We start from the raw sequence: 12,281 nt of genomic DNA, 5'->3' as shown, positions 1-12,281 counted from the left end.
TTCTATCTCCTCTGACCAGCAGATAACAGTTTATTTTTTCATAATTTCTTCTATTTCATTATAGTATTTAGGCATTTTATCTCCCAATCTTCTAGCACCATCAGCAGTAATTACAAAATCTCCTTCATATCTCATCCCACCAAATCCAAAATATTCTTCTATTTTATCATAATTCAGATATTCCATAAATTTTCCTGCTGCTTTCCATCTTTTCACAAGTTCAGGAATAAAATATATACCTGGTTCTATAGTAAATACATACCCTTCTTTTAATACTCTTGCCAATCTTAAAGATTTTAATCCAAACTGCATATCTCTAGGAAAACTTTCATATCCTACAAGATCTTCTCCCAGATTTTCCATATCATGTACATCTAGTCCCAGCATATGTCCTAGCCCATGTGGGAAAAACACAGCATGAGCCCCAGCTTTTACAGCTTCATCTGCATTTCCTTTCATCAATCCTCTTTTTATCATACCTTCAGCTAATACTTTTGAAACAGCCAAATGCACATCTTTATAATTTATTCCAGGTCTTACCATTTCTTCTGCTTTTTCAAACATTTCTATCAATAGAGAATATATATCCTTCTGTTTATCGCTATATTTTCCATTTACAGGAAAAGCAGTTGTCATATCTCCACAATATCCTTCTCTGTTCTTTGCTCCACAGTCAAGAACAATCATATCCCCATCTTCTATGGTATTATCATATCCATGATTATGCAGAATATGTCCATTTTTAGTAAATATAGTAAAAAATGAAGTTTCTCCATAATATTTCTTTGTTACTGCTTCAATAGCTGCTACTACTTCATATTCTTTCATTCCTGCTTTTACTGTTTTCATAGCAGTAATATGCATTTCTTTTGTTACATTTACTGCTTTTTCTATCTCTTCTATTTCTATTTGTGATTTTACATTTCTTTGTTCTATTATGGCCTTTATTAAATTTAATGATGTATATTCATCATATTTAAACGGATCTAATTCTAAGGCTTTGCTTAACTTCATTATATTATCTGCCCTATATTGAGGTATTAAAAGAATATCTCTTTTATCTTTTTTTAGCTGAGCTGCAAATTTTTCAAATTCTGACATCTCAACAAAGTTTTCTACCCCTGCTTCTTCTGCATAAGTTTTAAGAAGTTTTTGTTCTCCCATCCACACTATATCATCTAGAGTGAAGTCCGTTCCAAATATATATTCCTTCCCATTATCTACATCTATCACTCCTATAAGACCTGGTATATCCATTCCAAAATAATAAAGGAATGTTGAATCCTGATCAAAAGAATAGCAGTTATCCTTATAGTTTCTAGGTGATTCATTGTTCCCTGGAAGAATCACTACTCCTTTTCCCAATTTCTTTTTAAGCACTTCTCTTCTTTGAACATAAATTTCTCTTCCCAGCATTTTTCCCCCTTGGTACTTTTTTATTTGTTAATATCTTATTTTATAATACACTATTCCAACATATTCTTTCAAGAGTATTCCTAACTTTTTAAAATTGCTGTACTTAGGAATATAATCAAAAAAGTTTTCAGGCTCACTTTTAGCCATAAAATCACATGGGGCTGGATAGAATACCATTCCTTTCTCTCCATCATCAAAAGTTTTTACACTTCTCAGCATATGAAAAGCTGATGTAATCAAGACTGCTCTTCTCTCTTTGGCTTCTTCCATCATTTTTCTTATATATACAGCATTCTCTCTTGTGTTTCTGCTTTTTTCTTCTATGATAATATTTTCAGCAGGTATACCTAAAGCTGTCAATTCTCTTTTATATACAGAACTTTCACTCTCTTTATTTTGAAGCGGACTTCCTCCTGATATATATATCTTCTTTGGATATTTATTATAAAGCTGTGCAGTTTTTATTATTCTTGCGTTAGCACCATCTGATGGAACATTTCCTCCAGAAGTATTTGGAGTTATTCCTCCTCCTAAGAGTATATACACATCTCCCTCTTGAAGTTTTACAGTTGATATTATAGGATATGCACTTTCCAATTTAAAAAGAAAGCTATCTATAAAAAAATCACATGTTCCAAGATAAGTACCAATTCCAATAAGTATAAGTACAAGACCAGATTTTATCTTCCTGTTTAATATATTTTTAAATCCTATATATAGAAAAATTAGAATAAATGGTAATGGTGATAACAGTGTCATTGAGATTATTTTTTCGATAATAAACATATTCAGCTCCTTTATATCCAAGTTCTTTATTATATATTACTATAATTTGTTGAAAAATAAAAGGATTTTTAGAATTTTGTCTAATAACTGTAAAGTGTAGGGGAAAATCAATTAATATATACTTTACAAGGAGAGAAAAATGAAAAAATATCTATTAATTTTCATCTTTCTCAGTATGTGCTTAAATAGTCCTGCTGTAGAAAATGAAAGTATTACTAACTCAGAAACAATTTATAATGGCATAGTTGGAGCTACTCACACAGATATATTAAATACTGGTATTATAAAAAATGATAGCTCTCATGGAATAACTGGTTCTTCATTCTCTTTAATACAAAATTTTGGAACAATAAAAAATAATGGTGATTATGGAATTGATGTATCTGGTGATTCAGTAATAGTTAATGGAAAAGGGGGTGAAATTTCCAATGATGGAAGTTTTGGAATAAGGCTTATCAATGGTGAAAAAGTATCTAATTTTGGAAAAATAGAAAATATAGGAGAGTACGGAATTTCTGCTTATTCTACCAAAGAAGCAATAAACGAAAAAAGTGGAGTAATCTCCAATAAGGGAAATACAGGTTTCTATATACATAACAGCACTGGGACAAATGATGGAACTATTTCCAATAGTGGAAATTATGGATTCACTGTAGATTTTCACAGTAAAGGAATAAACAATGGAATTATTTCTAATAAGGGAAAATTTGGGGTTTCTGTATACAACAGCACCTTTATAAATTCAGCTGCAGGTGAAATAAGAAATGGTTCAAGCTATGGACTTGCTATACAGAATGGAGGACATGGAGAAAATTATGGAATAATTGCCAACAAGGGAAATGTTGGAGTTTCTGTAAGTAATTCATCGTCTTTTGTAAACCACGGAACAATAGAGCAGGAAGGAAAAATAGCTATTCTTATGGGTAATGGAGATAATATGCTGGAACTTGGAACTGCTTCTAAAATAAATGGAATAGTAGAAGGGAACAGAGGAACTGATACTCTCATTCTCTCTGAAACACAATCAAGTGGAAAACCTATTTCAAATGGTGTAATTGACTACACTATCAAAAATTTCTCAAATATAGCAGTAAAATCTGGAACATGGAACCTCGATAAGGATATGACTCTTGCAGTTCCTGATAAATATAAAGGAAATCCATCTTCAGTTTCTATTCCTCCCATTTCCAGAGAAAAACTAGATGGAACTTTAATTATCAATCCTAACATAAAACTAACATTGAACATACAAGTAAGTGATCTTCTTACCCCTACATTAAGTACCAATCAACTTATAAACAATGGGATAATTAATGAACATCCTATGGATTCCATGTATGTAACAAATGATACTGTAATCAAAATACCTGCTGTCTACATAAAAGACAGTAATAATAGTAATATAGGAAAAATAAATGTAACCAATGTTGCTGAAGGATGGCTTGGAAATTATGAATATGATAAAGAAAATGGAATACTTTACCTTGTTCTAAATAAAAAACCTGATAATCCTTCCCCAAATAATGATATAGTTGGTGGGTTTTATGACTCTATATATAATTATCCAAAATCAAATATTCATGAAATAAACAATATGAAAGCCAGAGAAAAAAATTATTCTTTAAATAGAGAGTTCAATCTAAATCCTAATTTAACTACTCAATACGGAGAACTTATTACCTCTTATGGTAAATACTATGGAAATTCTTATCATCCAGCTTATTCATACAGATCTTATGGCTTTAATGGACAGTCTGTCTTCCCTTACAACAATTTTACATTTGGTTTAAATTATGGGTATGTTGGAAGCAAAGCTGATTTTAAAGACAAAGGAAATAGTAAAGAAGATATTGATTCATTCACTCTTGTTGGAAGTGTTTCTTATCTTCATAACAACTGGCTGAATATTTTTCAGGCAGGAACAGGATACTCTCGTCATGAACTAAAAAGAAGAATACTAGACAGAGAGGACAACTACAATAAAAGGGAGATAACAGGGAAATTTGATTCTTTTCTTACTTCTTTTGGTTGGGAAACTGGGTATATATTATCAGGAGATGATAGTAAAAATTATGTTTACCCTTATGCTGGACTAGATTATATCTGGAACAAAGATCAGGGATATAATGAGAAACAAGATACAACTGCTGATGAAGATAATTATGCTTTGAATGTTAAAAAGAATACTTCTCCATCTCTTATATCAAAAGCAGGATTAAAATATAAATACAATATTTCTGAAAGCTGGAATATTAATGGAGATTTGACATGGTATCATTCCAGTAAAAAACCTCGAAATACTCATGCTGACTTCATTTTCAAGCCTGAAGTACATTACACAATACCTGCACTGAAAGTATCAAAAGATACAGAAGTTATAAACCTTAATGTTTCATATACTGCACAGAATCTTTTAGAGTACAATGTTGGATTTCATGGTTTAATCAATAGAAACCATTTTGAATCCTCTGTTTCTCTAGGGGTAAAATATACATTCTAAATTAAAAGAGAGAATATCTGCAAGTAAAAATATAATTTTAGAACTTTTTTGATAGAAAAATTGAATTCTTTCTAATTCTCAAATCTCTAAAATTTATCTGTCTTGACTATATTCTCTCTTTTTTTATTTACAGTATACATTCCATTTTTATATCTGCTTCTTCATATTTATTTTCATCATATTCTAAATTTACAAAACCATACTTTTTATATAAATGAAGGGCTGCTTTTAACTGATGATTAGAGTAAAGCAGAAGTTTCTTTGCTCCCTCTTTCCATGCTTTTTCAAAACATTTTTCCATAAGAAGACTTCCAATTCTTTTTCCATGATATTTATCTGAAACAGCAAGTTTTAGTATTTCAAAATCTCCATTTTCTATTTTTCCCAATGAAACAGTTCCTACACACTCTCCATCCATTTCAGCAATATATACAAACCCACCTTTATCAATTATTTTCTCTCTAGGATTATTCAGCATTTCTTCATCTACTGGTTCTAATAAATCATACTTTGAAAGCCATTCATATCCTAATTTCTTAAAATCTTCAAGGTGTCTTTCCTCAAAATCAACTATAAATACTTCTCCCATTTCTCCCCTCCTTAAAAAAAAGAGACCACTCAGCAAATTTCTTTACTGAAGATGGTCTCTGCTGTCACAATATTATGCCTTTCTGCTTTCAATTATCTTTTTAGCTAATACTTCAGGCACTTCCTCGTATCTTGCAAATTCAAATCTATAGTGTCCTCTTCCTTGAGTCATAGCTCTAAGATCAAGAGCATATTTCAATATTTCAGCTTGAGGAACTTCTACATTCAATACTTGTTCTCCATATTGATTAGGTTCCATTCCTAAAATTCTTCCTCTACGTTTATTCATATCTCCCATTACATCTCCCATGTAACTTTCAGGAACTACAATTTCAAGTTTCATTATAGGTTCTAAAAGAACTGGTTTTGCCATTTCCATTCCTTTTTTGAATGCAAGTATAGCTGCCTGTTTAAAAGATATTTCGTTAGAGTCTACTGGATGGTATGATCCATCAAATATAGTTGCCTTAAAGTTAATAACTGGATATCCAGCAAGAATTCCTTTTTCTTTAGCTTCAAGAAGTCCTTTTTCAACTGCTGGCATATATGTTTTAGGAACTACTCCACCTTTTACTTCATCTGCAAATTCAAATTCATTTTCACATGGTTCAAATTTAATATGAACATCTCCATATTGTCCTGCTCCACCAGATTGCTTTTTATGTTTTCCTTGAACTGAAACTGTTCCTTTTATTGTTTCACGATAAGATACAACTGGATCAGTAAGTACAGCATGTACTCCAAATTTATTTTTTATTTTACAAAGAATTACATATAGATGTTTTTCTCCCTGTCCACCGATTAACAACTGCTTAGTTTCTGAATTTCTATGCATAACAAATGTAGGGTCTTCCTCCATCATCCTTTGAAGGCAAGTACTTAATTTTTCATCATCTGCTTTTTGAGCAGGTTCTACGCTTGAATACAGACAAGCTTCTGGAAGTTCAATGCTATCATAAACTATAGGTTTATCTTTATCACAAAGTGTATCTCCAGTTTGTGTAAATTGAAGTTTAGTTGTAGCTCCAATATCTCCTGCTACAAGTTCCTGAGCCTCTTCCTGTTTATTTCCTCTCAAATATATAATTTGAGATATTCTCTCTTTTTTATTCTTATTAGGATTTAATACCTCTGTATCTTTTTTTAATGTTCCTGAATTTATTTTAAATAATGATATTTTTCCAATAAATGGGTCAACAAGAGTTTTGAAAACTATAGCTGAGAAAGGCTCATCTTTACATATTTTTCTAGCTTCAGGTTCTCCAGTTACTGGATTAGTTCCAACTCTTTCACCATTGAACATCTCAGTTGGTGTAGGCATATAGTCAGATATCATTTTAAATAAAGTATGAACCCCTATTCCCTGTATAGCTGATCCAACTATTACAGGAACTATATCTCCAGAAATTACACCTTTATGCAATCCAGTTTTTATCTCTTCAAGAGTAAATTCCTCACCATTAAAATATTTATCCATTAAAGTTTCATCAGTTTCTGCTACAGCTTCTAGTAATAAATTTCTTACTTCTGATATATCTAAATCTTCAGGTATAGGTCCATCTACACATTCCACACCATTGAATATTCTTCCTATTAATTCTACTACATTTACAAATCCTTTAAACTCTTCTTTATCACCAATTGGTACACAGAAAGGAGCAATTTTCTTTCCAAATTTTTCTTTCATTTCACGTAATAACTTTTCATAATTAATATATCCCTTATCCATCTTGTTGATGAAAATTATTCTTGGAAGTTTTCTTTCTTCTAATATTCTCCATGCTTTTTCTGTTCCTACTTCTACTCCTGATGTGGCATCCATTACTATAACTGCACTTCCTGAAACTCTAACTGCAGAATATACTTCACCTGAAAAATCAAAGTAACCTGGAGTATCTAGAAAGTTATATTTACAATCACCATATTCTACAGGAACTATTGAAGTATTTATTGAAAACAGTCTACGAGTTTCTTCCTTATCAAAGTCTGATACTGTAGTTCCCTCTTCTACTGATCCCATCTTGTTTGAAAATTTAGAAATATACAGTAAAGCTTCTGTAAGAGTAGTTTTCCCACTTCCTCTATGTCCTAAAAGAGATATATTTCTTATGTTACATGTTTCAAAGTTTCTCATAATTATGCCCCCTTATTGTTTTGGAAAGTTCTTTCTGATATTTTGTTCCTAAATCATTGTACTATTGTATATAGCTAATAAATCTTAATTAGTCAATAGGTAAACTTAAATTTATTTTAAAAAGTCGCTTTCATATATCTCAAAAGTTTCTGAAAATTTATATTTTTAAAGAATATGAATTAAAATTTTTCTATATATTGGATTTATATTTTTTTTTAATATTTATTGCTACAAATTGACTTTTACTCCTAAATTCGAGTATAATATATAAAACAAAGATTATATTTACATTGTTCTTTCAGGAGGGAAAAATGGAAAAATTTCAGACAAAATTAGATGGATTTACCATAAGATTTGCAAATGAGGATGAATGTCCGCTTATTTTAAAGTTTATAAAAGAACTTGCAGACTATGAAAATCTCTTAAATGAAGTAGTGGCAACTGAAGAAATACTTAGAGAATCTATATTTGTAAATAAAAAAGCTCAGGTAGTTTTTGGTGAATTAAATGGAGAGCCTGTAAGTTTTGCTCTTTTCTTTAATAATTTTTCTACTTTTTTAGGAAGAGCAGGAGTATATCTTGAAGATCTCTATGTAAAACCTGAATACAGAAATAAGGGAATAGGAAAAATTATGCTTTCTTTCTTAGGAAAAGTAGCAAAAGACAATAATTATGGAAGAGTAGAATGGTGGTGTCTTGACTGGAACAAATCATCTATTGAATTCTATAAGAAAATGGGAGCTGTTCCTATGGATGAATGGACAGTGTTCAGAGTTACAGGAGAAAATTTAGATAAATTAGCAGGAGAGTTTTAATGAAAATCAAAACAGCAGAAGAATTAATGAGAGCAAGATATAATGCCTATGTCACTGGTGACATAGAATTTATAAAAAATACACATGACTCTGACCATATGGCTGGTATAGACTGGACTGAATGTGAAAAATGGTCTAAGGAATCTGAATGGCTGGGACTTGAAATAGTAAGTACTGACAAAGGAACTGAAGCAGATGATGAGGGAATAGTTGAATTTAAAGCGACATACAAGGAAAAAGGTAAAACTATAGTTCATCATGAAAAAAGTTATTTTGTAAAAAAAGATGGTATCTGGTACTATCAAAAATGGCTTCCATTACAAGGAACTATAGTAAATGAAAATAAAGTGGAAAGAAATGACCCATGTCCATGTGGAAGTGGAAAAAAATATAAAAAGTGCTGTGGAAAGTAAAGTTATATTATACATCTGGGGAAGATTATAATACATATAATTCAGGAGGAACCCAAAATGAAAAAAATATTATTAGGTATGTTCTGTCTTTTATCTGCAGTAAGTTTTGCTGGAGATTTTGACAGAGAAGAGCATATATTAGCTGGTGAAATTTATAAAAATTTTCCTGTACTTGAAGCTGGTAAAAAGATAAATCTAAAAGAAATAGATGTTGACATTGAAGATGACAAAGCTGTAGAAGTAGATGTCGAATTTGCAGTTGGTTCAGAAGTAAATGTTGCAGATTATGATGCTTATGCAAAAAAAATCAGTGCTGAAATAAATAAGAGTATAAAATCAACAATAGGAGATGAATTCAAGCTTATCAAACTTGAAATAGATACTTCTGGCATCAGAAATGACAAAAAGATATACAGATACTAAATCTTTCTTTTAAAATGTATAAAACAAAAAGGGGTAAGATATGAAAAAAATTGTATCATTTATTTTTTTGTTCCTTTCAGCAGCTTCTTTTTCTGAAAGGCTGGTAGTAAATCCCAATCTTTACATAGATTCTGCTGTTATCTTTATCAAGGGAGAAGAAAATGCTTACACAGGAACCCTTGTAAACAAAGATGAAAAAGGACAAATCCTTAATTCAGTAGATTATAAGAATGGAAGATTAAATGGTAAAGCTGTTTTTTACTATCCATCTGGTCATGTAGAATATGTTGGTGAATTTAAAGATGAAAAACCTATGTCTATAACATTATACTATACCAATGGAAATATCTATCAGAAAAGATATAGAGATAAAGATAATAATGAAATCCTTGAGGAGTACTTTCTCAATGGAGAAAAATCTAAAGAATATATAGCACAAGATTCTCTTATCCTTTGGAACAATATTTATTATTCCAGCGGAAAAATAAAAAAAGAAGAATTTACTGATCCAGAATTTGAGGTAGCTGAATAAAATAAAAATGAGGAAAACCACAACTAAATAAAATTCTAGAAGTTTGGTTTCCTCATTTTTAATACCTATATTTTTTCTCTTACTATCCTTGAACTTATTACTGGAAGAACTTCACATATATGAAGCCCTGTATCTGCTCTAACTTTTGAAACATCAGAATACAGTGCCACATGATCTCCCTCCTTTATTGACTCATCCACTTCTATAAAAGTGTTATCCATAGTTACTAAGAGTATTTTGTATGATTTTCCATTTATCAAGCAGCAACTTTTTTCATTTGCTTTTGAAAAACCTTCTCCATATCCGATTTTTATCTTTGCTGCATAACTAAAATTATTCCCAGATAAAATAGTTTTTAAATTGTAAGCTAAGTATTTTGATCTACTCATATCTCTTACTCCTGCTATTTTCCCCTCTAATTTAAATACCTGTTTTAATCCTTCATGGAAAAAACCTTCTTCCTGCAACCCATAGATGTATATGCCAGGCCTAAGATGAGTCATTATATCACAATTTCCATATAATAATACCCCTACACTATTTTGTATATGAATCACTTGAAATCTTTCTTTACCTAAATATTTTACTGTTTCTGTAAATTTTTCAATAAGTTCTGCTCCCTCTTCATACTCCACTGCATAAAGATGTGAATATATACCTTTAAAAAACAAGTTTTTTTCATCAATATATTTCTTTAAATTTTCAATATCCTCTTGAATTATTCCGTTTCTTCCAAAACCAAAATCTATTTTTAATTGTATATTATCTGAAGAAATTCCATTTTCTATAAGTTCTTTTAATTCTGCAAAAGTATTAGCAGATACTTCTATAGACCTATTATTTTTTATAATATCCAAAAATTCTATCCCAATACTTTCAAATACAAGTATTCTGCTTTCTGTAATTTTTTTATTTTCCAATATTTTTTCAGCTTCATTTAAACGAGCTACAGCAAATTCTCTATATCCATTATTATAAAGTATTTCTGATATCATTCCTATATCATGACCATAGGCATTAGCCTTTAGTACTGGAAGTATTTTCTTTGCATATTTCTTTTCTAAATACTTTATATTTTGAATGAGATTTTCTTCTGAAATCAGCATTTTTATAGAATTAACTGCCATTTTAAATACCATACTTTGCTTTTAACTTGTCAATAGCTCCATCTTCCATCATTTCTTTTAATACTTTATCAAATTTATCTTTCAATTCAACATCCTCTATATTAAAAGCCATTGCCTTATTTTCCCCTTCTACTGTCACTACTGTTTTCAAGTCTGAGTTATTTTCAAGATATTTTTTAGCTACTGTAGCATCTAACAGCATCGAATCTATTTTTCCTGATTTCAAAGCAAATAAAGCTGCTGTATGTCCTGAAAATGGTACTATTACTGCTCCAGGAACTTTCTTTACAATATCTTCTTCAGTTGTTCCTAATTCTATTCCAAATCTCTTATTTTCCAAATCTTCTATAGTTGTCATTGGACTAGTTTTCAGTGCTATATAACACATTGCTGGTGAGATATATGGAGTAGAAAAGTTGATATATTTTTTTCTCTCGTCACTGATACTCATACCTGCTATTACAATATCCACTTTTCTAGTTTGTAATGCTGAAATCAAACCATCAAAATTCATATTCGCCCATTTATATTGAAACCCCATTCTTTTAGAAAATTCTTCCATAATATCTGGATCTAATCCAACTATCTTACTGTTTTCCAAATATTCAAATGGCGGATACTCTGCATTTGTTCCAATTACATAGACTTTCTCTGCAGTTTTTACCTCTTTTTCTTTTCCACATCCTACAACTATTACAGCAATTACTACTGTTAATAAAACTAAAATTTTTTTCATAAATCCTCCTCCTCAATTTTTATATAAAAAAAACACCAGTCCAAAAAAGACTGATGTTGATTACAAATAAAGTCATCTTAATCTATAAATTAGTTAGATACAAAATGCTATTCAAACCACAAACTTTCTTTAAGGAACATATAATTATTATTTATTTTTAATCTGTTCCTTAATCTCCTTAGCATTATGCTCTCCTCCTATGAAATAATTTTCTCAATTATATCCCTATCTCCTATTAAAGTCAATATTTTTTTAAAAAATTTTTTTATTTTTTATATTTTTGAACTGTTTTTTTAATTTTTTAGATTCTAATCATTCAGGAAGTATTTTCTCCTCAAATTCCTATTCTAAATTCTGATTCTAAAGTTCCACCATTTTATAGTACGTATCTTTTATCTCCATCAAGCTTTTTGAGCTTCCCTGTTCCAATATCTTTCCATATTTTAAAACAATTATTTGATCTGCATTCTTTATTGTAGAAAGTCTGTGAGCTATCATCAGGCTTATTTTCAGTAAGAAATTCCAATGCTCTTTGTATTTTATGCTTATTTTCTAGGTCTGTAAAAGCTGCTGCCTCATCTAGCACTATTACAGGAGAATCCTTTAAAAATAGTTCCTACTATGGCTATTCTCTGTATCTTTCCCTCTATAAGATATACTCCCTTTGCTCCTCTATTCCATCAGAAAATTTCTTAATTATATCTTCACATTGTGCAGATTTTACTGCTTCCAAATACCTTTTTTTCAACAGATTGTATTATCTAAATTACTTTGTTATTTTCAAAAAATGAATAATAATTTCTTAATTTTT

Annotated in this window: 12 protein-coding genes; 5 read left to right on the top strand and 7 right to left on the bottom strand. The window is 30.2% G+C overall.

Going from position 1 to position 12,281, the window contains the following annotated elements:
- Positions 1-30: 30 nt before the first annotated feature.
- Positions 31-1,416 carry an aminopeptidase P family protein gene (locus E0E45_RS04935; RefSeq protein ID WP_130890144.1) on the bottom strand — a complete coding sequence of 462 codons (1,386 nt, stop codon included), beginning with the start codon at positions 1,414-1,416 and terminating at the stop codon, positions 31-33.
- A 27-nt stretch (positions 1,417-1,443) separates the two neighbouring features.
- Entirely contained in the window at positions 1,444-2,202 is a 759-nt protein-coding gene (locus tag E0E45_RS04930) for a YdcF family protein (protein ID WP_130890143.1), read from the bottom strand.
- Between the two features lie 139 nt (positions 2,203-2,341).
- Between E0E45_RS04930 and E0E45_RS04925 the strand changes: the two genes are divergently transcribed.
- On the top strand, positions 2,342-4,702 hold the full coding sequence (locus E0E45_RS04925) for an autotransporter outer membrane beta-barrel domain-containing protein (protein WP_130890142.1): 2,361 nt from the start codon (positions 2,342-2,344) through the stop codon (positions 4,700-4,702).
- Between the two features lie 127 nt (positions 4,703-4,829).
- Here the strand turns inward: E0E45_RS04925 and E0E45_RS04920 are convergent, their stop codons facing one another.
- Positions 4,830-5,291, bottom strand: a complete 462-nt coding sequence (locus E0E45_RS04920) for a GNAT family N-acetyltransferase (RefSeq protein WP_130890141.1) — start codon at positions 5,289-5,291, stop codon at positions 4,830-4,832.
- 72 nt (positions 5,292-5,363) lie between these two features.
- Positions 5,364-7,424, bottom strand: a complete 2,061-nt coding sequence (fusA, locus tag E0E45_RS04915; protein ID WP_130890140.1) for an elongation factor G — start codon at positions 7,422-7,424, stop codon at positions 5,364-5,366.
- Between the two features lie 311 nt (positions 7,425-7,735).
- Between fusA and E0E45_RS04910 the strand changes: the two genes are divergently transcribed.
- From E0E45_RS04910 to E0E45_RS04895, 4 genes are read left to right on the top strand one after another with little or no spacing between them, the layout of a single operon-like run.
- Positions 7,736-8,239, top strand: a complete 504-nt coding sequence (locus E0E45_RS04910; RefSeq protein WP_130890139.1) for a GNAT family N-acetyltransferase — start codon at positions 7,736-7,738, stop codon at positions 8,237-8,239.
- Positions 8,239-8,652, top strand: coding sequence for a YchJ family metal-binding protein (locus tag E0E45_RS04905; protein ID WP_130890138.1), 414 nt, complete (start codon positions 8,239-8,241; stop codon positions 8,650-8,652). Before E0E45_RS04910 ends, E0E45_RS04905 begins: the two co-directional genes overlap by 1 nt.
- Positions 8,653-8,709: 57 nt before the next feature.
- Positions 8,710-9,075, top strand: coding sequence for a hypothetical protein (locus E0E45_RS04900; RefSeq protein WP_130890137.1), 366 nt, complete (start codon positions 8,710-8,712; stop codon positions 9,073-9,075).
- Positions 9,076-9,115: 40 nt separating this feature from the next.
- A complete protein-coding gene (locus E0E45_RS04895; protein WP_130890136.1) occupies positions 9,116-9,607 on the top strand; it encodes a hypothetical protein in 492 nt (163 codons plus the stop codon).
- Between the two features lie 65 nt (positions 9,608-9,672).
- On the opposite strand, the gene E0E45_RS04890 is transcribed toward E0E45_RS04895, so the two are convergent.
- The 3 genes from E0E45_RS04890 to E0E45_RS17825 form a co-directional block, all read right to left on the bottom strand.
- Positions 9,673-10,734 carry an alanine racemase gene (locus tag E0E45_RS04890; protein WP_232044060.1) on the bottom strand — a complete coding sequence of 354 codons (1,062 nt, stop codon included), beginning with the start codon at positions 10,732-10,734 and terminating at the stop codon, positions 9,673-9,675.
- A gap of 1 nt (position 10,735) precedes the next feature.
- On the bottom strand, positions 10,736-11,470 hold the full coding sequence (locus tag E0E45_RS04885) for a transporter substrate-binding domain-containing protein (protein WP_130890134.1): 735 nt from the start codon (positions 11,468-11,470) through the stop codon (positions 10,736-10,738).
- Positions 11,471-11,846: 376 nt separating this feature from the next.
- Complete coding sequence (locus tag E0E45_RS17825) at positions 11,847-12,056, bottom strand: hypothetical protein (RefSeq protein ID WP_232044059.1); 210 nt, start codon at positions 12,054-12,056, stop codon at positions 11,847-11,849.
- Positions 12,057-12,281 lie beyond the last annotated feature (225 nt).

It is taken from the genome of Fusobacterium ulcerans ATCC 49185, from assembly GCF_900683735.1.
Classification (GTDB): Bacteria; Fusobacteriota; Fusobacteriia; order Fusobacteriales; family Fusobacteriaceae; genus Fusobacterium_A; species Fusobacterium_A ulcerans_A.
The sequence above is the reverse complement of the archived record's forward strand: the minus strand, read 5'-3'. Positions and strand labels throughout refer to the sequence as shown.